The organism is Bordetella hinzii LMG 13501 (genome assembly GCF_001548475.1).
GTDB lineage: Bacteria > Pseudomonadota > Gammaproteobacteria > Burkholderiales > Burkholderiaceae_B > Bordetella > Bordetella hinzii.
In genome coordinates this window covers 25748-47247 of record NZ_LRUJ01000008.1, presented here as the reverse complement: position 1 = coordinate 47247, position 21500 = coordinate 25748, and the positions used below count along the sequence as shown (strand labels likewise).

The window sequence follows — 21500 nt, the reverse complement described above, 5'->3', positions numbered from 1 at the left end:
GACGCCGCGCCTACGCTCACGGCCGCGCGCCCGGGCAACGATATCGCCGAACGCCGCTCTCGCACCGAATGCGGGATATGGCTGCGGCAGAGGGTTTGCCGGTATTGGGCGCCGCGCTCAGGCGATGATGTCCAATTTGGCGATGCCCAGCGCCAGGGTCTTGGTGCCCACGTCCCGGAACTGGATCTGCGCCTGGGCATCCTGGCCGCCTCCGCTCAGGCCGATGATGGTGCCTTCGCCAAAGCGCGCGTGCCGCACCCCCTGGCCCACCCGGTACTGGACCTCGCCCACGGTCACGCCGCTGGTGCCGGTGCGCGGCGCGCGCGGCGCGACGGTGCCGGTCTGGCGCCGGCCGTAGGCGTCGCCGCGCTCGGTCCAGGCGATGCCGCCGCCCGAGAAACCATTGCCCGAGCCCGCCCGCGGCGTGAGCCACTTGAGATGCGCCTCGGGGATTTCTTCCAGAAAGCGCGAACGCATGGCGTAGCGTGTCTGGCCATGCAGCATGCGGCTTTGCGCCAGCGTCAGGTAGAGCCGCTCGCGCGCGCGCGTGATGGCCACATACATGAGACGGCGTTCTTCTTCGAGCCCCGCGGGCTCGAGGATGCTGTTCTCGTGCGGGAACAGGCCTTCTTCCAGGCCTGTGATGAAGACCGCGTCAAACTCCAGGCCCTTGGCCGCATGCACTGTCATGAGCTGCACCGCGTCCTGGCCGGCTTGCGCCTGGTTGTCGCCCGCCTCGAGCGCCGCGTGCGACAGGAAGGCCGCCAGCGGCGTCATGCCCTGGGCGGCCACGGGCGCATCGATCACGTCCAGCCCGGCATCGCCCGGCGGCACCACCCCCGCGGGCAAGCCGTCGAAGTTCTCTTCAGCGGCGAAAACGGCCGCGGCGGTGATCAGTTCGTTGAGGTTCTCCAGGCGTTCGGCGCCTTCGCGCTCGGCCTGGTAATGCGCCTTCAGGCCGCTTTCTTCGAGCAGATGCTCGACCATCTCGGGCAAGGGCAAATCCCGCGTCTCGGCGGCCAGGCGGCCGATCAACTGGGCGAAACTGGCCAGATTGGCGCCGCCCTTGCCGGGCACGCGGGCCACGGCGCCGAACAGGCTGGTCTGGCCGCTCAGGGCGGCATCGGCCAGTTGTTCCAGGGTACGCGCGCCGATGCCGCGCGTCGGGAAATTGACGACCCGCATGAAGGAGGTATCGTCATCCGGATTGGCGATCAGCCGCAGATAGGCCAGCGCGTGCTTGACTTCCTGGCGTTCGAAAAAGCGCAGGCCGCCATAGACTTTGTAGGCCACGCCCGCGGAAAAGAGCGCATGCTCGAGCACGCGCGATTGCGCATTGCTGCGATAGAGCACGGCAATCTCGCTGCGCGAACGGCCCTCGTGGATAAGCGAGCGGATCTCATCGACCACCCACTGGGCCTCCATGCCATCCGAGGGTTGCTCGATCACACGTATCGGCTCCCCCTCGCCCTGGTCGGTCCAGAGGTTTTTGCCCAGGCGGCCCTGGTTGTGGCCGATCAGGGCATTGGCGGCATCCAGAATATGGCCGAAGGAGCGATAGTTCTGCTCCAGCCGGATGACCCGCCCATGGGCGTAATCGCGCTCGAAATCGGCCATATTGCCGACATTGGCGCCCCGGAAGGCGTAGATGGACTGGTCGTCGTCGCCCACGGCGAAGATGGCCGCGCCGCCGCCGGCCAGCAGCCTGAGCCATTTGTACTGCAGCGTATTGGTGTCCTGGAACTCATCGACCAGGATGTGGCGGAAACGCCGCTGGTAGTGCTCGCGCACGGGCGCGTTGCGCGACAAGAGCTCATAGGCGCGCAGCAGCAGTTCGGCGAAATCAACCACGCCTTCGCGCTGGCATTGCTCTTCGTAGAGCTGGTAGATCTCGATCAGCTTGCGGCGATGGGCGTCCCAGGCCTCGACCTCGGCGGGCCGCTGGCCCTCTTCCTTGGCCCCGGAGATAAAGCGCTGCACATCGCGCGGCGGATATTTCTCGTCGTCGATACCCTGGGCCTTGAGCAGACGCTTGATGGCGGCGAGCTGGTCGGCGGTATCGAGGATCTGGAAAGTCTGCGGCAGGCCGGCGTCACGATGGTGAGCGCGCAGCATGCGGTTGCACAGGCCGTGAAACGTCCCGATCCAAAGACCGCGGGTGTCGATAGGCAATATCGCCGCCATGCGAGTCAACATCTCGCGGGCGGCTTTATTGGTGAAGGTGACGGCCAGAATGCCAAAAGGACTGGCCTGGCCGGTTTGGATCAGCCAGGCCATGCGGGTCGTGAGGACCCGGGTCTTGCCGCTACCCGCCCCGGCCAGGACCAGGGCGTGTTGCGGTTCGAGGGTGACGGCGGCGCGTTGTTCGGGATTGAGCTTGTCGAGCATCATGCCGCGTAGCGGCGCAGATGGAGGGCAAACTGCTCGAGCCCGGCGATGCCGCTTTGCTGGGCGCGTTGGCACCAGGCCTGCAAGTCATGGAGCAATTGCTCGCTGCTGGCGCTGGAACTTTCCCACAGGCGACCCAGTTCGCGGCGCATCTGCACCAGCGTGGACAGGGAAGCATTCTTGGCGATGACCTGGTCCACTTCGGCCAGCTGGGCCGGCTGCAGGACGTCTTCGTTGCGGGTCAGCGTGCGGCGGGCGCGCTTGAGGACGGTCCAGCTGCAATCGGCGCTGCCCTTGCGGCGCGAGGACTTCAGCTTGGCGAGTTCTTCGCCAGCGGCCTTTTTGATCACGTCGGCGTAGCGGGCCATGACTTCGTAGCGGTGCGTGATCACGCCCTGCAGCGTGCGCAGGTCGATGTTCTTGGCGTCCGGATCCAGGGTCAGCTTGGGAGCGACCTTCTTGACCTTGGCCAGGCCCAGCCAGCGCAGGACAGTGATGTAGCCCCAGCCGATATCCAGCTCGTACCACTTGGCCGAGAACTTGGCCGACGTGCCATGGGCGTGGTGGTTGTTGTGCAGCTCTTCGCCGCCGATCACGATGCCCCAGGGGAACACATTGGTGCTGGTGTCCGGGCTGTTGTAGTTGCGGTAGCCCCAGTAGTGGCCGATGCCGTTGACCACGCCGGCGGCCCAGAACGGGATCCAGGCCATCTGCACGGCCCAGACCGTCAGGCCCATGGCGCCGAACAGGGCGATATCGATGGCCAGCATCGTGAGCACGCCCCAGAGGCTGTGCTTGGCATAGACGTTGCGCTCGAGCCAGTCATCGGGCGTGCCATGGCCGAACTTGGCCATGGTTTCCTTGTTGGCGGACTCCTGGCGATACAGTTCGGCGCCGCGGAACAGGACTTTCCAGATGCCGAACAGCATGGGCGAATGCGGATCGCCCTCTTTTTCGCACTTGGCGTGGTGCTTGCGGTGAATGGCGACCCATTCCTTGGTGACCATGCCGGTGGTCATCCACAGCCAGAAGCGGAAGAAATGCATGACCGCGGGATGCAGGTCGAGGCCCCGGTGAGCCTGGCTGCGGTGCAGGAAAATCGTCACCGACACGATCGTGACGTGCGTCATGATCAGGGTGTAGGCAAGAATCTGCCACCAGCTGGCCTGGGTCAAACCACCGGATACGAAAGAAAGGATGTAATCCATAAAACCGTTTTCTGAGCCTCATAGAAAGAGTGGGTGAAGTGTAGCCCACCTGAATTTCTTATGACAGCGCAGTTTCAAAATAGTTTTTGAGAGAAATCAAGCACTAAGCCCGAGTTGGCATGCCCGCGAGGGTCCATGCGCAAGCCTCGGCGAAAGCGCCTGCCCGGCTCTGTTATGGGGATGGCATGGCCGCATAACAGGGCACGCCTACATTTTGCTACAAGGAGACTGGCACAATATATTGTGTCTTACCCCAAGCCGGCCCCAAGCGGCCCCATCACCATGTTACGCCTTTTCGCCGCCCCGCTGCTCGCCCTGGCCGCCGTGCCAGTTTGGTCCGCCCCCATTTCTTTGAAACCGGGACAGACGGTTGTGCTGGCCAGCTACTACGAATTGCGCGGCTGCCAGGCGCTGGCCGCCCCGCGCCTGCGGCTTACACAGGACGCCAGCCTGGGCAAGGCCACGGTCGTCGGCGGCCAGGGCAATACCAGCGGCAGCGGCGGCTGCGGCTACCTGGCCGCGCCGGTCTCCCAGGTGATTTACCGCGCCGACAAGACCGGCCGCGACACCGTCAGCTGGGAGGTCCGCTACCAGGCACGCGACCGCGCTCCCGAAACCGGCAGCGTGGACATCGTGATCCTGCCCTGACCGGAGGCCTCAGTCGCTGGCGCCCGTGGCCTTGAGCATCTCTTCGGCCGGCGCCGCGGCCTCCTCGGCGGTTTCTTCAGCGGCGGCCTGGATCACGGCCTGGGCCTGCGCCTTGGCCTGGGCGGCGCGATCCGCCTTCCTGCGCTCGAAGACGGCGGCAAAAAAACCGTCGGTGCCGTGCAAATCGGGACGCAACTGGACATAGGGACCATCCAGCACCAGATTTTCGCAGCGGTTATGCAACAGCGCGGCCGCATCCAGGCGCTCGAAATCGGGGTGTTCGGCCAGGAAGCGGTCAGCCTGGTCGGCGTTTTCCTCGGGCAGCAGGCTGCAGGTGGCGTAGACCAGGCGGCCGCCCGGCGCCACGCAGCGGGCCGCGCTCTTGAGAATGCGGTATTGCAGCTCGCAGAGCTCGCCCAGCGCCTGCGGCTGCTGGCGCCATTTGAGGTCGGGATTGCGGCGCAGCGTGCCGATCCCGGTGCAGGGCGCATCGACCAGCACGCGCTGCGCCTTGCCCGCCAGGCGCTTGACCCGGGCGTCATTCTCGCTGTCGATGACGACCGGCACCACGTTGGACAGGCCGCTGCGCGCAAAGCGCGGCTTGGCCTTGGCCAGGCGGGCGGCCGAGACGTCAAACGCATACAGCCGGCCGGTCGAACGCATCAGCGCGCCCAACAGCAGCGACTTGCCGCCAGCACCGGCGCAGAAGTCGATGATCATTTCGCCACGGCGCGGGCCCACCAGCAAGGCCAGCAGCTGGCTGCCCTCGTCCTGCACCTCGACCAAGCCGCCCTCGAATTCCGGCCAGCGATTGATGGGCGGGTGGCCCTTGAAGCGGATGCCCCAGGGCGAATACGGCATGGGCTGCGGGTCGTAGCGCCCGGCCGGACCCTCGCGCAGCTTGGCCAGCAAGGCATCGCGCTCGATTTTCAGGGGATTGGAGCGGACATCCAGCTGGGCCGGCTGCTGCAGGGCCTCCATCAGCGCATCAGGCCCGGGCAGGCTGCCCAGGCGCTCTTCCAGCCAGTCCGGCAGGCTGAAGCGCACCGCGCGCGGCAAGGAGGCGGGATCGACATGATCGACCCGCGCCAGCCAATCGGCCTCGCCCGGATCCAGGGCGTCCTTCAGCCACTCCAGGCCGCGCGTGGCGGCCAGTCCCAGGATGGCGAGACGGCGGTTCGCGTTTCCGACCCCGCTTTCGGCCAGTTGGCGGTAGCGGCGCAGATTGCGCACCACATCGTAGACGCCCTCGGCCAGTTCGGCCCGGTCGCGGCCGCCCAGCGCGGGATTGGCGCGCAGCCAATGCGACAGCACGGCATCGGCGGGGCTGGCCCACTGAAGCACCTCGCCCAGCACGCGCTGGACTTGTTCGATGCGGAAAGCCGCCAGCGAGCGGCGCGGACGGCCGTCGCCGCGCTCGGCCGGCCGCGCCTGCGCCGGTCGCGCCTGGGCCTGTCGTTCCGGCCTGGTGTTGGTGGGCCGCGAGCTTGGGTTCTTCTTGTTCATCATGATTCCTGGGGACACTCCCCGATTGGACCGCCGCGCCTCACTGGGCGGCCGGCGGCCAGGTAAACAGTCGTGCCGGATCGCCTTCGACCTCGACACGGTGATCGGCGGTCAGGCTGACGCGCCGCTCGGCCAGCCAGCGCGCCGCGGCCGGATACGCCACATGCTCGACCTCGAGCACGCGCCCGGCCAGCGCCTCGGGCGTGTCGCCGGCCAGCACCGGCACACAGCCCTGGGCGATGATCGGCCCGTGGTCCAGCACGGGGGTGACGAAATGCACGGTGCAGCCGTGGACCCGCACCCCGGTGGCCAGGGCCTGCGCATGGGTATGCAGGCCCGGAAAGGCCGGCAGCAGCGAAGGATGGATATTGACCAGGCGGCCGGCATAATGATTCACGAAACCGGGCGTGAGCACGCGCATGAAGCCGGCCAGCAGCACATAATCGGGCTCGAACCGGTCGATGACCTCGGCCAGCGCGGCGTCGAAGGCCTCGCGGCTGGCAAAATCCTTGTGGAACAAGGCTGCCGTCGGGATGCCCCGGCCGGCCGCCCATTGCAGGCCGGCGGCGTCCGGGCGGCTGGCGATGACGGCGGCAACCTGTGCCGGCCAGCCCTGGTCTTCGCAGCTCTGCACCAGCGATTGCATATTGCTGCCCCGCCCTGAAATCAGGATGACGAAGCGGCACGGAGTCGATTGGGATTGAGGCAAGATAAGAAATTCCAAGGCGAGCCAACCCAAAATTGTAAACTCTTGCCCGTGAAACCATCGCTGCGCATCTACCACCACCTGCCGCCCGCCGGGCAGCGCTCCCCCTGTGCCCTGACCATCGGCAATTTCGATGGCGTGCACCGGGGCCATCAAGCCATCCTTGCCCGGGTGCGCGAAACCGCGCAAACGCGCGGGCTGACGCCCTCGGTCATGACGTTCGAGCCGCATCCGCGCGAATACTTCGCCCAGCTGCACCAGCGCCCCGAACTGGCCCCCACCCGCATCAGCGGCCTGCGCGACAAGGTCGCCTCGCTGGCCCGCGCCGGCATGGAGCAGGTCCTGATCGAGCCTTTCGATGCCCGCCTGGCCGAAATGTCGGCCAATGCCTTCATCGAAGACCTGCTGGTCACCGGGCTGCAGACCCGCTGGCTGCTGGTGGGCGAGGACTTCCGTTTCGGGCATAAACGCAGCGGCGATATCGACCTGTTGCGCGAGGCCGGCCTGGCCCATGGCTTCGAGGTCGCCACGCTGGCCGACGTCACCGACCGCCAGGGCCACCGGATATCCAGCTCCGAGGTGCGCACCGCCCTGGCCGTGGGCGACCTGGCCCGGGCCGAGCACCTCCTCGGGCGCCCCTTCCATCTCAGCGGCCATGTCGTCCATGGGCGCAAGCTGGGCCGGGAACTGGGCTTCCCGACCATGAACCTGCGCGTGGCGCCCCGCTGCGCGGCGCGCTCGGGCATTTATGTGGTGCGCGTCCAGGGTCTGGGCCCGCGGCCGATGGCCGGCGTGGCCAGCCTGGGCGTGCGGCCCAGCGTCGAGGACGCAGGCCGGGTCCTGCTGGAAGTCCACCTGCTCGACGAGAGCCTCGACGCTTACGGTAAACTCGTGTGCGTCGAATTCCTGCACAAACTGCGGGACGAAGAAAAGTTTCCCGATCTCCCTTCCCTGACTGCCGCCATCGCCGAAGACGCGCGAAACGCGCGCGCCTATTTTGCCGTTCATGGACTATAAAAAGACCCTCAACCTGCCCGATACCTCTTTCCCCATGCGGGGCGACCTTGCCAAGCGCGAGCCTGGCTGGGTGCAGCAGTGGGAGGAAACCCGCGTCTACCAGGCCGTGCGCGCCGCCAGCAAGGGCCGGCCGCGCTTCATCCTGCACGACGGCCCGCCGTATGCCAACGGCGACATCCACATCGGGCACGCGGTCAACAAGATCCTGAAGGACATCATCGTCAAAAGCCGCAACATGGCCGGCTTTGACGCGCCCTACGTGCCGGGCTGGGACTGCCACGGCATGCCGATCGAGATCCAGATCGAGAAAAAATACGGCAAGAACCTGCCCGTGACCGAAGTCCAGTCCAAGGCCCGCGCCTACGCGCTGGAGCAACTGGACCGGCAGCGCAAGGATTTCAAGCGCCTGGGCGTGCTCGGCGATTGGGACAACCCCTATCTCACGATGAACTTCAGCAATGAAGCCGATGAGATCCGGGTGTTGGCGCGCATCCTCGAAAAAGGCTATGTCTTCCGGGGCCTGAAACCCGTGAACTGGTGTTTCGACTGCGGCTCGGCGCTGGCCGAGGCCGAGGTCGAGTACGCCGACCGGGTGGATCCGGCCGTGGACGTGGCCTTTCCCTTCATCGACAAGCCGGGCCTGGCGCGCGCGTTCGGGCTGGACAGCGTCGAAGACGGCGCCATCGTGATCTGGACCACCACGCCCTGGACCATCCCGTCCAACCAGGCGCTCAACGTCCATCCCGAGATCGAATATGCGCTGGTGCACGTCTCGCCCACGCCGGTGCATGGGCCGCTCGTCCTGATCGCCAGGGAACGGGTCGAGGCCTGCCTGCAGAGCTGGAGCCTTGAAGGCGAAGTCATCGCCACGACCCAGGGCGAGGCGCTGTCCGGCCTGCGCTTCGCGCATCCGCTGGCCAAGGCGGCCGAAGGCTATGACCGCAGCTCGCCCATCTACCTGGGCGACTACGTCACCCTGGATGCCGGCACCGGCGTGGTGCACTCGGCGCCCGCCTACGGCATCGAGGACTTCGTGTCCTGCAAGGCGCACGGCCTGGCCGACGCCGATATCCTCAGCCCGGTGATGGGCGACGGCAGATACGCCTCCACCCTGCCGCTGTTCGGCGGCCTGTCGATCTGGGACGCCAATCCCAAGATCGTCGAGGCGCTCAAGCTGGCCGGCTCGCTCATGCATGTGCAGAAACTCTCGCACAGCTATATGCATTGCTGGCGCCACAAGACGCCGGTGATCTATCGCGCCACGAGCCAATGGTTCGCCGGCATGGATGTCACGCCCACCGACGGCGGCCCGACCCTGCGCGAGACCGCGCTGGCCGGCATCGAGGCCACGGCTTTCTACCCGGCCTGGGGCCGGGCCCGCCTGCACGCCATGATCGCCAACCGCCCTGACTGGACGCTGTCGCGCCAGCGCCAATGGGGCGTGCCCATGGCCTTCTTCGTGCACAAGGAGACCGGCGAACTGCATCCGCGCACGGTCGAACTGCTCGAAGAAGTCGCCAAGCGCGTCGAGAAAAACGGCATCGAGGCCTGGCAGTCGCTGGACCCGCGCGAACTGCTGGGCGACGAGGCCGACAACTACGAAAAGAACCGCGACACCCTGGATGTGTGGTTCGATTCGGGCAGCACCCACGCCACCGTGCTGGGCGGCAAGGATCACGCCCTGGCCGGTTCGCACGGCGAACAGCTGGCCTGGCCGGCCGACCTCTACCTCGAAGGCTCCGACCAGCACCGCGGCTGGTTCCACTCTTCGCTGCTCACCGGCTGCATGCTGTATGGGCAGCCGCCCTACAAGGGCCTGCTCACCCACGGTTTCGTGGTCGACGGCCAGGGCCGCAAGATGAGCAAATCAGTCGGCAATGTGATCGCACCGCAAAAGGTGTCGGACTCGCTGGGCGCTGAAATCCTCCGCCTGTGGGTCGCCTCCACCGATTACTCGGGCGAACTGTCCATCTCCGACGAGATCCTCAAGCGCGTGGTCGAGGGCTACCGCCGCATCCGCAATACGCTGCGTTTTCTGCTGGCCAACGTGGCGGACTTCGATGGCGTCGGCCAGGCCGTGCCCTTCGGCGATCTGCTCGAAATCGACCGCTATGCGCTGGTCATGACCGCCCAGATGCAGACCGAGGTGCTCGCCAACTACGAGCGCTATGACTTCCATCCGGCGGTCTCGCGCCTGCAGACGTTCTGTTCCGAAGACCTGGGCGCCTTCTATCTCGACATCCTGAAGGACCGGCTCTACACCAGCGCGCCGGACAGCCATGCCCGCCGCAGCGCACAGACGGCCCTGCTGGAAATCACGCAGACCCTGCTCAAGCTGATGGCCCCCATCCTTACCTTCACGGCCGAAGAGGCCTGGAAGGTGCTGGTGGACTCGGCCCTGAAGCACCAGGCCGACGCCGCGCGCCTGACCATCCTCACCGAGGTCTACCACCAGTTGCCGCCCTACGCCGACGCCGAGACGCTGGCCGGCCGCTGGAGCCGCCTGCGCGCCATCCGCGCCGATGTGCTGCGCAAGCTCGAGGACGTCCGCGGCGAAGGGCTGATCGGTTCCTCGCTGCAAGCCGAGGTCGACCTCTACGCCGAAGGCGATGACCACGCGCTCCTGTCCAGCCTGGGCGACGACCTGCGCTTCGTGCTCATCGTTTCGCGCGCCACCGTGCATGCCCGCGCCGGCGAACTCGCCATCGAGATCGCGCCGTCGGGTCACAAGAAATGCGAGCGCTGCTGGCACTGGCGCGCCGACGTCGGGCAAGACGCCGGCCATCCCGAGATCTGCGGCCGCTGCGTATCCAATCTGTTTGGCGCGGGCGAACCGCGCGAGAAGGCCTGAGCATGACGCAAGCCTCGCCCAAGGCCCGGGGAAAACTGGGCGGCGCCCTGGCGCTTGCCCTGTTGATCATCGTGGTGGACCAGCTCACCAAGGTCTATTTCAACACCGCGTTTTCCTTTGGCGAGCGCGTCAACGTGCTGCCTTTCTTTGACTTCACGCTGCTGTACAACCGCGGCGCGGCCTTCAGCTTCCTGGCGGCCGAAGAAGGCTGGCAGCGCTGGTTCTTCACCGGCCTGGGCCTGGTGGCGGCCGTCGTCATCCTATGGCTATTGCGCCGCACGCCCGGCCAGCCGCGCTTTCGCGCCGCCCTCATCCTCATCCTGGGCGGCGCGGTGGGCAATGTGATCGACCGCCTGGCCTACGGCCACGTGGTGGACTTCCTGTTGTTCTACTGGAAAGACTGGTATTACCCTGCCTTCAACATCGCCGACGTCGCCATCACCTGCGGCGCGGTGCTGCTGGTGCTCGATGAGCTGTTGCGCGGCCGCGCCAAGGCCAAGCAGTCTTCCGGCGCCTGAGCCGCCTACAATCCGTATTACCCGACACAACAGGAAAGCGGCGCCCGCGCCGCGCAGCCACCATGCTTGATCTCGCCCGCAAACGCATCGTCCTCGGAATGACCGGCGGCATTGCCTGCTACAAGATCGCCGAACTCGTGCGCCGCCTGACCGAGCAAGGGGCAACCGTCGATGTCGTGATGACCGAGGCGGCCACGCACTTCATCACGCCGGTGACCATGCAAGCCCTCTCGGGCCGGCCGGTCTTTGTCGACGCCTGGGATGCGCGGGTGCCGAACAACATGGCCCATATCGACCTGACGCGCGGCGCCGATGCCGTGCTGATCGCGCCGGCCAGCACCGACTTCATGGCCAAGCTGGCGCACGGCCTGGCCGACGACCTGCTCTCCACGCTGTGCGTGGCCCGCGCCTGCCCCCTGCTGGTGGCGCCGGCCATGAACCGCGAGATGTGGGCCAACCCGGCCACGCAGCGCAACGTCGCCCAGTTGCTGGCCGACGGCATCACCCTGCTCGGGCCGGCCTCCGGAGAACAGGCTTGTGGCGAAACCGGGTCGGGCCGCATGCTGGAGCCGCATGAGATCCTCGCCGACCTGATCGCTTTTTTCCAGCCCAAGCTGCTGGCCGGCCGCCACGTGCTGCTGACCGCGGGCCCCACCTCCGAGCCCGTGGATCCGGTGCGCGTGCTGACCAACCGGTCTTCGGGCAAGACGGGCTATGCGCTGGCGCGAGCCGCGCACGAAGCCGGCGCGCGCGTCACCCTGGTGACCGGGGCCACGGCCCTGAAAGTGCCGCGCGGCGTCACCGCCATCCCGGTCATGACCGCCCGGCAAATGTATGACGCCGTCATGGCCCACGCCATGGACGCGGATATCTTCGTGGCCGTGGCCGCCGTGGCCGATTGGCGCGTCAAGAACCCCGCCGGCCAAAAGCTCAAGAAAGACAGTGAAGGCGGCGGCCAGCCCAAGATGGAGTTCGAACCCAATCCGGACATCCTGGCCGAGGTGGCGCGCCTGCCCAAGGGCCCGTGGTGTGTTGGCTTCGCGGCCGAGACGGAAAAGCTCTCCGAACACGCCGAAGCCAAGCGCCAGCGCAAGGGCATCCCGCTCTTGGTGGGCAATCTGGCGCATAAAGTCATGGACGCGGATACGACCGAGCTGGTGCTCTTTGACGGCCAGGGCGTCCATCCCCTGCCGGCCGCGCCCAAGCTGGATGCCGCGCGCCGCCTGGTGGCCGAGATCGCGAGCCGCCTGCCCAAACAAGGCTGATCGGCCCCGGGGCCAGCCGACTGGGTCAGCAGCTGCCGGGCGCGGCGGCAACGCGCTCGGTCCACAGGCGGGCCAACGCCGCGACGACCAGCAGGGTCAGCGCCACCCGGCCCACCAGCACGATCCAGCCATTGGCGCCCACCGCCATCAAGAGCAGGGTGTCTTCGATCAATGAATGGGATAGCGACAGCCAGGCCAGGGCCAGAAAGCGCGTGCGCGCCGAAAACTGCCGGCGTTGCGCCTCCTCGATGATGAGCGCCCCGCCGTAGGACAGGCCCAGCAACACGCCCAGCATGGTCACCGGCGCGACCTGCGGGTCCAGGCCGGACCAGCGCAACACCGGCGTCAGGCCGCGCGTCAGCACAGCCGTGATGCCGCTGCGCTCCATGAGGTCCAGCACCACGAGCAGAGCCAGTATCACGGCCAGGGTCAGCGCCATCGACACCGCGGTGCCGTACAGCCAATCCTGCAAGCCCGGATCGCCGCCAGCCATCTCCGAGCCCTGCAGCCACTCGAAGGACATGGGCTGCGACAGCCAGCCCATCGCATGACAAGTCCAGGAGACGGCGCCGCCGTAGAGAATCGCCGCCCCCAGCCGCAGGCCCGTGGTCGCCCAGAAGCTGGCCCCGGCCCGGCGCACGATGGCCTGCTCGACCGGCAGGCCGTGGGCGAACAGAATCATGGACGCCAGCGCGCTGAACTGGGCCGCCGTCATGTCCAGGCCGCCGGCCAGGCCGGCCAGCGCCGCAAGGGCGCCATACACGCCGACAAATATGCTCGCCATCCAGATCAGGGCCGCCTGGGCCGGAAGGTTCAGCCAGGCCATGACGGGACCGAGGAAATGGCCCAGGGCATCGATCCAGCCCAGCCACTGCCCGATCTGCACCAGCAGCATGATGGGCAGCATGACCTTGGCCAGGGCGTAGAACAGACGCAAGCCGCGGCGCAGCAGGTGGTGGACGTAAGCAAGCATGGGGCTTTCTGGTTTGGCGGAAGTAAAGGCCGCAGCATATCCCGGAACCCCCGCAATGAGTACGCGATTCATTGCTGCGCGCGAGCAAACTACGCTATAAATCGGCCGTGATTCACAACAATATTGTGCCCATGCTGCTGGACCCCATCGACCACCGGATTCTCGCCCTATTGCAGCGCAACGCGGATCTCTCCAACGCCGCACTGGCCGACCAGGTCGGCCTGTCCGCCTCGGCCTGCCTGCGGCGGGTTGCCCGCCTGAAAGAAACCGGCGTCATCCAGCGCGTGGTGGCCCTGCTGGACCCGGCGCACACCGGCCGCCCGCTGACGGCCATCGTGACCATCGAGTTCACGCGGCATGGCTCGGATTACCGCCGCAAACTCATGCAGGCCCTGGTGGCCGAACCGGCGGTGACCCAATGCTATCTGGTGACCGGCCACGTCTCCTGCGTCATCGTCGTCCATATGAACAATATGGACGAATACCTGGCCTTCGCCGACCGCCATTTCGACCAGGACGAAAACGTCGAGGCCTTCTATACCCATGTGGTCATGCAGACGGTCAAGTACGAACCCGGCCCTCCCCTGCCCGATCTGCCCTGAACCCTGCCCGCGCGCGACACACCTATCGCACCCGGCCGTCCAGGCGCGGGGCCGGCCATGGGCCGATGAGCCGTCGCCGCTAGGCCAGCGACAGCTTGCCCGGCGCCAAGGCGCGGGGCGCCAGTTCTCCCTGGAACAGCACGGCATCGTGCGGGCCCAGCAAGGCCAGGCCGCGTGCATCCAGGCGCAAGGCGCAGCCCTCGGGCAGGGCCAGCACCATGCGCTGCGGATTCAGCGCGCAAAACTCGGCCAGGCGCTGGTCGCGCGTCTCGCCGCGGTGGCCCGGGGGATGGGCATTGGTGTAATGGGGATTGATCTGGAAGGGCACCAGATCCAGCGCATCGAAGCCGCCCGGGTCGACGATGGGCATGTCATTGGTGGTGCAGATGGTGGGCGAGGCCAGGTTGGCGCCGGCGCTCCAGCCCACATAACCTGCCTGCCCGGCGCGCACGCGCTCGGCGATGAGCGACAGCAGGCCTCGGCGGCGCAGCTCGCGCAAGAGCTGGAAGGTGTTGCCGCCGCCCACCACGATCAGGCGCGCCTCGGCCAGCGCGCAGGCGGGATCGGCCTCCTGGTGCAAGGCGCGCGTGGCAATGCCGGCGGGCATCAGTGCATCGGCGACCTGTTGAGCGTAGTCATCCCAGGAACGGGTCACGCCGGCAAAGGGCACGAACAGCGCCGGGCCGCTGCCGGTCAGCGTGGAGGCGAACTCGGCCAGCCAAGGCTGGGCGTGTGTCAGGTAGCCGGCGTCGCTGGCCGAGTTGCTCAGGAGAAGTGCATTCATGGTTGTCGTGTTTCAATCAAAATTGCGCTCGGCCCATTGGGCCAGCGGCAGCGGCGTGCCGGCGATGCGCGCCAGCAATTGGCGCAATTCCGTCCAGCCGCCCCGGTCGCTGGGCCAGCGCCGGGGCGTGATCGCCTGCCAGGCCAGGCCCTGGCGTTCGGCCATGGCGAAACGAAACGTATAGTAGCCGGGCAGGCCCATGCGCAGGTCCGTGACCACCAACGTGTCGCCCATGGCGTCATACCGCAGCCAGCCGTTGGTGAACCAGCGCAGGCGCGCCAGCAGGAAGTCATCGTCCAGGGCCCGGCCCAGGTCCGGGTTCAGCGGCTGGGCCAGGAGCTGGGGCGGGGCGCGGTCCAGCCAGCCGGTGATGGCCTCGTAATAGACCCCGCCCTCGGTCTTGGCCACCACGCGCCACAGCAGGATATTGAAAGGCGTGGGCGTGGCCAGCACCTGCGAGACGTGCCGGCCCTGTGCCTGCAGGGCGGCTGTGACCTCGCGCTCCGCATGGAACCGCCCCGCCAACCCGGCAAACAGATAGGCGGTACTGAAGACCAGGGCTGCGGCCAGGATGCGCTGCAGGCGCGCGGACACCCCGGCCAGGCCCGCGGCCAGCACCGCCAGCAACAGGGGCACGGTATAGACCGGATCGATGATGAAGATCGCCGACCAGCTCTCGGGCACCCAGTCCAGGGGCCAGAACAATTGCGTGCCGTAGACAGTGAAGGCGTCCAGCAAGGGATGGGTGACCAGCACCAGCCATAAGGCCAGGAACAAGCGCCACCCCGGGTAAGGCGCGGCGGGCCAGCGCTTGCGGATGAGCCATGCCAGGATGGCCGCCACGGCCGTCAGCACAAAAATCGAATGCGAGAACCCCCGATGGAAGGTCATGGCGGACACCGGGTCCGGATAGGGGATGACGACATCGAGATCCGGCAGGGTCGCCAGCACCGCGCCGTAGATAAGCGCGCGCCGGCCCTGCCAGCGTCCCATGAGCGTGGCCTGTATGCCGGCGCCCAATACCGCCTGTGTCACTGAATCCATATATCCGCCTGTCCTGGCCCCGATCGCTCGCGCCGTCCTGCATGGGACGGCATCTCCCCGGCTCGCAGGCGTTAAGATACAGGATTGATCTCATCGGTTTCCGCATGGATGCTTATATCGACAAAATCGGGACGTTCATAGAGGCCAACCAGGAATGGGCCGGTCCCATCACCTTTTTGCTCACGCTGGGCGAATCGCTGCTGGTCCTGGGCCTGCTGATCCCGGCCACCGCCCTCATGCTGCTGACTGGCGGACTGATCGGCGCGGGCACGCTGTCGGCCTGGAACATCCTGGCCTGGGGCGTGGCCGGCGCTGTCCTGGGCGATGCTTTGTCCTACCTGATCGGCCGCTGGCTGGGGCCCGGCGTCACCCGGCGCTGGCCGCTGTCCACCCAGCGCACGGCCGTGGCCCGCGCAAGGCTCTTCTTTTACCGCTACGGTTTTGCCTCGGTCTTTCTGGGACGATTTCTGGGTCCGATCCGCTCCACCATCCCCACGGTGGCGGGCATCATGGGCATGAATCATGCGCGCTTCCAGCTCGCCAATGTGCTCTCGGCCGTGGTCTGGCTGCCGGCCATGCTGGCCCCGGGCTACTTTGCCGCGCGCGGCCTGGCCGCCGCGCGCGACAGCCAGCAGTTCGGCCTGATCGCGGGCGCCCTGGCTTCCGTGCTCGTGGGCGTATGGCTGGCCGCCAGCATGCTGAAAAAACGCCGCCAGGCCGCGCACCGCGGCCCGGGCAACTCCTGACCAAGGGCCATCATGTCCATCTACGGCGAACCCAAGAACGGCGATTTTGCCCGCTACGTCGAGGAGCTCTCGCGCCGCGGCGCCGCGTCTTCGGCGCCATCGCCGAGCGAAATGCCGCGCCGGCGCGCCCGCCAGGATCCGGACGCCGCTCGCGCAGTCGCCGGGTCGCCCATGCCCGGGACGGCCCCATCCGCCGCCGGCATGCCCGCGGCTGAAGCACCCACGCTGGCCCAGCAGGCCAGCCTGCGCCAATCCAGTTCGCGCCAGGCTTTTCTGGGCTTTGTCGCGATCTGCCTGGCAGTCTGGAACCTGGCGGCCTATCTCGCCCATGAGCACCAAAGCCCGGCGCGTTTCGTCATCCCGGCGCTGGTGGGTTTCTGGCTGTTCCGCGGCGCGGCCCGCAAGCGCGCCCGCTCCCGGGGCGCCGCTCGCCTCCTGCCGCCCCTGAACCTGCCGCCCAAGCCCTGAGCGTCTGTTAGGCTTTACGCTTTTGCCGCCTTCTATCCTTCCTGCAATGAAATCCGTCGACCTCAAGATTCTCGACGCGCGCATGCGCGACTGCCTGCCCACCTACGCCACCCCCGGCTCCGCCGGCCTGGACCTGCGCGCCTGCATCGATCAGGCCATGGTGATCGAACCGGGCGCCACGGTGCTTATCCCCACCGGCCTGGCCATCCACGTGGCCGACCCCGGCTATGCGGCGGTCATCCTGCCGCGCTCCGGGCTGGGCCATAAGCACGGTATCGTACTGGGTAATCTGGTCGGCCTGATCGACTCCGACTACCAGGGCCAGCTCATGGTCTCGACCTGGAACCGCGGCCAGGCCGCCTTCACGCTGGAGCCCATGGAGCGGCTGGCGCAACTGGTCATCGTGCCGGTGATGCAGGTGAGCTTCAATGTGGTGGAAGAATTCGGCGCCTCCGAACGCGGCGCCGGCGGCTTCGGCAGCACGGGCCGGGGCTGATGCCGCCGGGCAGCGTCAGCGCTGCCCGTGGCGCGCCCCCACGAAGAGATCCTTCACGCCATGCGGGGGGCTGCGCCAGTATTGGGGCGGCGCCGCCACCTGCGCGCCCAGTTGCGCGGCTGCATGCCAAGGCCAGCGCGGGTCATAAAGCATGGCGCGCGCCAGGGCCACCATGTCGGCGTGGCCTTCCCGCAGAATTGATTCGGCCTGCACCGCCTCGGTGATCAGGCCCACGGCCATGGTGGGCAGCCCGGTACGCGCCTTGACGGCCTGGGCGAATGGCACTTGGTAGCCCGGGCCCACCGGTATCTGCTGGCGCGGCGTCACGCCGCCGCTGGAGACATCGATGAAATCGGCGCCGCGCGCCTTGGCCGCCTCGGCCAGGCGCAAGGTCTGGTCCAGATCCCAGCCGCCCTCGGCCCCGTCGGTGGCCGACACCCGCAAGCCCACCGCCAGGTCGGGCGCGGCCTCGCGCACCGCTTCAAACACCTCCAGCGGAAAGCGCATGCGATTCTCCGTCGAGCCGCCATAGGCGTCGTGGCGGATGTTGGCCAAGGGCGAGAGAAACTGATGCAAGAGGTAGCCGTGCGCGGCATGCAACTCGATGGCGTCGAAACCCAGGCGGGCCGCGCGCCGGGCCGCCTGGACAAAGGCCTGGCGCAGGGCCTGCAGGCCTTGCGCATCCAGGGCGGCCGGCGAGGCCTCGCCCTCGGCATGCGGTAACGCCGACGGCGCCACGCACTCCCAGCCGCCATCGGCCAGGCTCAGCTGGCGTCCGCCCTGCCAGGGCGCGCCGCTGGAACCCTTGCGCCCGGCATGGCTAAGCTGCACGCCCAGGCGGATAGGAGAATGGCGCCGCACGGCGTCGACCACACGCCCCAGCGCCAGTTCGCAGGCATCGTCATACAGGCCCAGATCGCTGGGCGAAATACGCCCCTGGGCCGTGACCGCCGTCGCCTCCGTGAACATCAGGCCGGCTCCCGAAAGTCCCAGGTGCCCCAGATGCATCATGTGCCAGTCTGTGGCCTGGCCCTCGGAGGCCGAGTACTGGCACATTGGCGCGATCACGATACGGTTGGCCAGGGTCAGGCGGCCCAGGGAATACGGCGAGAACAGCAGGCTCATGGCTCGGTCCGGAAAGGCAAAACCGCAGCATACCGCCAGCGCGGGGCGGCGGGCTACTCCGCTTCGATCACGCTCTGCAGGAATTGGCGCGTCCGGTCTTCCCGGGGATCGGCGAACAGTTCCGCCGAGGGCCGGTCCTCGACGATATTGCCTTCGTCGAAGAACAGGGTGCGATCGGAACTGCGCTCGGCGAATTTCATTTGGTGGGTGACGATGATCATGGTCATGGTCTTCCTGGCCGACAGGTCGCTCAGGATCTGCAGGATGCCGCCTACCAGCTCGGGATCCAGCGCCGAGGTCACTTCGTCAAAGAGCATCACCTCGGGGCACATCGCCAGGGCGCGCGCGATACCCACGCGCTGTTTCTGGCCGCCCGACAGGCGCGCCGGATGGGCGTCGAGCTTGTCGCCCAGCCCCACCAGCTCCAGGTATTCGCGCCCTCGTGCCTCGGCCTGCTCGCGCGACAGGCCCAAGACCCGCAGGGGCGCCTCGGTCACATTGCCCAGGGCCGTCATATGCGGAAAGAGATTGAAGTGCTGGAACACCATGCCGATCTTGCCGCGCACCTTGCGCACATGGGCCGAGTTGGGGCCGGCCTCCCTGCCCTGGGCATCGCGCCACATGGACTCGCCGTCGATCTCGATCTCTCCGCCGCTGGGTTTGTCCAGGGTCATCAACAGCCGCAGCAAAGTGGACTTGCCCGAACCGGAGGGCCCGATGATGGACAGCGTCTGTCCCGCCGGGATCTCCAGGTCGATGCCGCGCAGCACTTCGTGTTCTCCATAGCGTTTGCGCAGATTCTTCAGGCGTATGCTCGCGCTCATCGCGCACCTCCATAAATGACTTTCAGCCGCGCCTCCAGGCGGCGCACGCCCCAGGCGGCAATCAGGCTCAGGACCAGGAACAGCACACCCACCAGAGTCAAGGGCTCGGTATAGCGGAAGGTGCTGGAACCGATGATCTTGCTTTGCTGCAGGAGTTCGACCACCGTGATGGCCGACAGCAGCGGCGTGTCCTTGAACATGGCGATGAGGTAGTTGCCCAGGGCGGGCACCACCGGCGGGATGGCTTGCGGCAGGATGATGTCGACCGCCGCGCGCCAGGGCGACAGGTTCAAGGCCGTGGCCGCCTCGAACTGCCCGCGCGGCACCCCTTCGAGCCCGGCACGGTAGACCTCGGCGCAATACGCGGCGTAGTGCAGGCCCAGGGCCAGGATGCCGGTGGTCAAGGGTGACATGCTCATGCCCACCGTGGGAAGCACGTAGAACAGGAAGTACATCTGCACCAAGAGCGGCGTGCTGCGCACGAACTCCACGAACAGCCCCGCCGCCCAGGACACGGGCCGCCAGGGCGAACGGCGCAAAAGCGCCAGCGCCAGTCCGGCCACGATGGCGAACAGCATCCCCAGCACCGTGGCCTGCACGGTGACCCGCAGGGCCGAGCCCAGCGTGGGCAGGATTTCCCAGGCGAATTTCCAATCGAAGATAGGGGTCATTGGATACGCACCCTTCTCTCCAGCCAGCGCACCGCGGCCGTGATGCACAGCGCCACCGCGAAGTACATGAGCAGCATGATGCTGAAGATCTCCGTGGTCTGCAGGGTCTCGCTGCGCAGCAGCTGGCCGCGGAAGGTCAGGTCGGTGATCGTGATCAGTGACACCAGCGCCGTATTCTTGAGCAGCTCGATGAGCAGATTGCCCGCCGGCGGCAGCATGGCCGGCAAGGCCTGCGGCAGGATGATGCGCCGCATGATCTGGCGGCGCGTGAAATTCAAGGCCACGCCGGCCTCGCGCTGCCCCGAGGGCACCGCCTGGATCGCGCCGCGGACCACTTCGGCGCCATAGGCGCCGGCATTCAGGGCCAGCACCACGATGCCGACCAGGATGGCGGGCAGGCGCACGCCGAACATGGGCAGCACGAAATAGAACCAGAACAGCTGGACCAGCGCCGACGTCCCGCGGAAGACTTCCACATAGACGGTGGCGATCATCCGCAGCCAGAGCTGGCCGGACAGGCGGGCCAAGCCGGCCAGGACAGCCAGCGGAATGGCCAGCAGAGCCGCGCCCAGCGTGATGCGCAAAGTCACCTGCAAGCCCTGCCACAGTGGACCGATCAGGGGTGAGATGGCGTCCATGGCCCCCCCTTTACGGCGTGCCGCAAAGCTTGGCGGCGGTCATTTCGCCGGGCAATTCGGCCTTGGTAAACCCGAAGGGCGCCACCAGCTTGGCATGTTCCTCGGTGCCGATGAATTTGGCCAGTTCGGCGTTGAAGGCATCGGCAAAAGCCTTGTCCTCCTTGCGGAAGGCGAAAGCCCCATAGCCGCGCGTCTCCTTGCCGTCGATGACCGGGTTCTTGAACGGCTGGGCGCGCTCCATTCCGCCGCCGCCATCGGTCTTGTTCAGCAAATCGTTGATCGTCAGGGCCGTGGCGGCGTAGGCATCGGCCCGCCCGGCCTGCACGCCGGCAAAGGCGCTGACCGCATCCGGAAAGACCACCATCTGGCCCGCCCCGACCTTGGATTGGCGGGCGTAGTCCGCTTCGATCGCCCCCACGACCACGCCCAGCTTCACATCCTCTTTATTGGCCACGTCCTCGAAACTGTGCAGCTGCTTGGGGTTGCCCTTGGGCACCAGAAAGCCTTCGTCCACGCCGTAGGTGGGATTGGAAAAGGCGACCTGCTGGCAGCGCTCCGGCGTGACATACATACCGGCGGCAATGATGTCGAAGCGTTTGGCCTGCAAGCCCGGAATCAGCGAGCCGAATTCCGTCAGCACCCCTTCCACTTCATTGATGCCCATGCGCTTGAGCACCACCCGGGCGACCTCCACGGCCTCGCCGGTTACGCGCGCTTTCTGGCTGTCCATGAACGCATAGGGGGCCTCGTTGGCATAGCCGATGCGGATGCGGCCGGCTGCCTTGGCGGCCTGCAGGGTGTCCTGTGTACCGCTTTGTTTCTCGGGAACCGGCGGCGCGGCGCTATTGCTGCCGGAATCGCAGGCCGTCAGGGCGGCCAGGCCGAGCACGGCGGCCAAGTGCTTGGCCCAGGACCAGATCGTCGTCGTTGTCATCTTGATGCTCCCCGAAATGAATTCACCAAGAATGTTATGCGAATAAATAATTTGAGTGCGAATCAAAATTCAACAAAAAGGGGCAGGA

The 21500-nt window shown here is 66.9% G+C and carries 21 protein-coding genes; 9 read left to right on the top strand and 12 right to left on the bottom strand.

Annotation, left to right across the window (positions count from 1 at the left end; all coding sequences use genetic code 11):
* Window positions 1–117: 117 nt before the first annotated feature.
* Window positions 118–2391: a UvrD-helicase domain-containing protein gene (locus AXA74_RS07440; protein ID WP_032978667.1), complete on the bottom strand. Its 2274-nt coding sequence runs from the start codon at window positions 2389–2391 to the stop codon at window positions 118–120.
* Complete coding sequence (locus tag AXA74_RS07435; RefSeq protein ID WP_029580504.1) at window positions 2388–3596, bottom strand: DesA family fatty acid desaturase; 1209 nt, start codon at window positions 3594–3596, stop codon at window positions 2388–2390. Before AXA74_RS07435 ends, AXA74_RS07440 begins: the two co-directional genes overlap by 4 nt.
* A gap of 372 nt (window positions 3597–3968) precedes the next feature.
* Between AXA74_RS07435 and AXA74_RS07430 the strand changes: the two genes are divergently transcribed.
* Window positions 3969–4244 carry a hypothetical protein gene (locus tag AXA74_RS07430; protein ID WP_032955664.1) on the top strand — a complete coding sequence of 92 codons (276 nt, stop codon included), beginning with the start codon at window positions 3969–3971 and terminating at the stop codon, window positions 4242–4244.
* Window positions 4245–4253: 9 nt separating this feature from the next.
* Here AXA74_RS07430 and AXA74_RS07425 read toward each other — a convergent pair whose 3' ends face one another.
* Window positions 4254–5600, bottom strand: coding sequence for an RsmB/NOP family class I SAM-dependent RNA methyltransferase (locus AXA74_RS07425; protein WP_051593935.1), 1347 nt, complete (start codon window positions 5598–5600; stop codon window positions 4254–4256).
* A 190-nt stretch (window positions 5601–5790) separates the two neighbouring features.
* Entirely contained in the window at window positions 5791–6396 is a 606-nt protein-coding gene (gene purN / locus AXA74_RS07420; RefSeq protein WP_230584662.1) for a phosphoribosylglycinamide formyltransferase, read from the bottom strand.
* Between the two features lie 111 nt (window positions 6397–6507).
* Here purN and AXA74_RS07415 point away from each other — a divergent pair, with 111 nt between their 5' ends.
* The 4 genes from AXA74_RS07415 to coaBC all read left to right on the top strand — a co-directional run bounded on the left by AXA74_RS07415 (window position 6508) and on the right by coaBC (window position 12107).
* Window positions 6508–7473, top strand: coding sequence for a bifunctional riboflavin kinase/FAD synthetase (locus AXA74_RS07415; protein WP_029580500.1), 966 nt, complete (start codon window positions 6508–6510; stop codon window positions 7471–7473).
* Complete coding sequence (ileS, locus tag AXA74_RS07410) at window positions 7463–10324, top strand: isoleucine--tRNA ligase (RefSeq protein WP_032978664.1); 2862 nt, start codon at window positions 7463–7465, stop codon at window positions 10322–10324. The genes AXA74_RS07415 and ileS overlap by 11 nt, the downstream gene beginning before the upstream one ends.
* 2 nt (window positions 10325–10326) lie before the next feature.
* Window positions 10327–10842 (top strand): signal peptidase II, encoded by a 516-nt coding sequence (gene lspA, locus AXA74_RS07405; RefSeq protein ID WP_029580498.1) that lies wholly within the window; start codon window positions 10327–10329, stop codon window positions 10840–10842.
* Between the two features lie 62 nt (window positions 10843–10904).
* Window positions 10905–12107: a bifunctional phosphopantothenoylcysteine decarboxylase/phosphopantothenate--cysteine ligase CoaBC gene (gene coaBC, locus AXA74_RS07400; RefSeq protein WP_029580497.1), complete on the top strand. Its 1203-nt coding sequence runs from the start codon at window positions 10905–10907 to the stop codon at window positions 12105–12107.
* Between the two features lie 25 nt (window positions 12108–12132).
* Here coaBC and AXA74_RS07395 read toward each other — a convergent pair whose 3' ends face one another.
* Window positions 12133–13080, bottom strand: a complete 948-nt coding sequence (locus tag AXA74_RS07395; RefSeq protein ID WP_032955660.1) for a nucleoside recognition domain-containing protein — start codon at window positions 13078–13080, stop codon at window positions 12133–12135.
* A gap of 131 nt (window positions 13081–13211) precedes the next feature.
* Between AXA74_RS07395 and AXA74_RS07390 the strand changes: the two genes are divergently transcribed.
* A complete protein-coding gene (locus AXA74_RS07390) occupies window positions 13212–13682 on the top strand; it encodes an Lrp/AsnC family transcriptional regulator (RefSeq protein ID WP_029580495.1) in 471 nt (156 codons plus the stop codon).
* Window positions 13683–13761: 79 nt separating this feature from the next.
* Here the strand turns inward: AXA74_RS07390 and pepE are convergent, their stop codons facing one another.
* Both pepE and AXA74_RS07380 read right to left on the bottom strand, forming a co-directional pair.
* Entirely contained in the window at window positions 13762–14466 is a 705-nt protein-coding gene (gene pepE, locus AXA74_RS07385) for a dipeptidase PepE (protein ID WP_029580494.1), read from the bottom strand.
* A gap of 12 nt (window positions 14467–14478) precedes the next feature.
* A complete protein-coding gene (locus AXA74_RS07380) occupies window positions 14479–15510 on the bottom strand; it encodes a metal-dependent hydrolase (protein ID WP_029580493.1) in 1032 nt (343 codons plus the stop codon).
* Between the two features lie 104 nt (window positions 15511–15614).
* Here AXA74_RS07380 and AXA74_RS07375 point away from each other — a divergent pair, with 104 nt between their 5' ends.
* Genes AXA74_RS07375 through dut form a run of 3 tightly spaced genes read left to right on the top strand, consistent with a single transcriptional unit; the run spans window position 15615 to window position 17220 of the window.
* Window positions 15615–16256 carry a DedA family protein gene (locus AXA74_RS07375; protein ID WP_029580492.1) on the top strand — a complete coding sequence of 214 codons (642 nt, stop codon included), beginning with the start codon at window positions 15615–15617 and terminating at the stop codon, window positions 16254–16256.
* Between the two features lie 12 nt (window positions 16257–16268).
* Window positions 16269–16724: a hypothetical protein gene (locus AXA74_RS07370; protein WP_032978662.1), complete on the top strand. Its 456-nt coding sequence runs from the start codon at window positions 16269–16271 to the stop codon at window positions 16722–16724.
* A gap of 46 nt (window positions 16725–16770) precedes the next feature.
* Window positions 16771–17220 carry a dUTP diphosphatase gene (gene dut, locus AXA74_RS07365; RefSeq protein WP_029580490.1) on the top strand — a complete coding sequence of 150 codons (450 nt, stop codon included), beginning with the start codon at window positions 16771–16773 and terminating at the stop codon, window positions 17218–17220.
* 15 nt (window positions 17221–17235) lie between these two features.
* Here the strand turns inward: dut and AXA74_RS07360 are convergent, their stop codons facing one another.
* Genes AXA74_RS07360 through ehuB form a run of 5 tightly spaced genes read right to left on the bottom strand, consistent with a single transcriptional unit; the run spans window position 17236 to window position 21412 of the window.
* Window positions 17236–18345, bottom strand: coding sequence for an NADH:flavin oxidoreductase/NADH oxidase (locus AXA74_RS07360; protein ID WP_032978660.1), 1110 nt, complete (start codon window positions 18343–18345; stop codon window positions 17236–17238).
* 53 nt (window positions 18346–18398) lie between these two features.
* Entirely contained in the window at window positions 18399–19169 is a 771-nt protein-coding gene (locus tag AXA74_RS07355) for an amino acid ABC transporter ATP-binding protein (protein ID WP_029580488.1), read from the bottom strand.
* Window positions 19166–19840 carry an ectoine/hydroxyectoine ABC transporter permease subunit EhuD gene (ehuD, locus tag AXA74_RS07350; RefSeq protein ID WP_032955655.1) on the bottom strand — a complete coding sequence of 225 codons (675 nt, stop codon included), beginning with the start codon at window positions 19838–19840 and terminating at the stop codon, window positions 19166–19168. Before ehuD ends, AXA74_RS07355 begins: the two co-directional genes overlap by 4 nt.
* Complete coding sequence (gene ehuC, locus AXA74_RS07345) at window positions 19837–20478, bottom strand: ectoine/hydroxyectoine ABC transporter permease subunit EhuC (protein ID WP_029580486.1); 642 nt, start codon at window positions 20476–20478, stop codon at window positions 19837–19839. Before ehuC ends, ehuD begins: the two co-directional genes overlap by 4 nt.
* Before the next feature lie 10 nt (window positions 20479–20488).
* Window positions 20489–21412 (bottom strand): ectoine/hydroxyectoine ABC transporter substrate-binding protein EhuB, encoded by a 924-nt coding sequence (gene ehuB, locus AXA74_RS07340; RefSeq protein ID WP_048939989.1) that lies wholly within the window; start codon window positions 21410–21412, stop codon window positions 20489–20491.
* Between the last annotated feature and the right edge of the window lie 88 nt (window positions 21413–21500).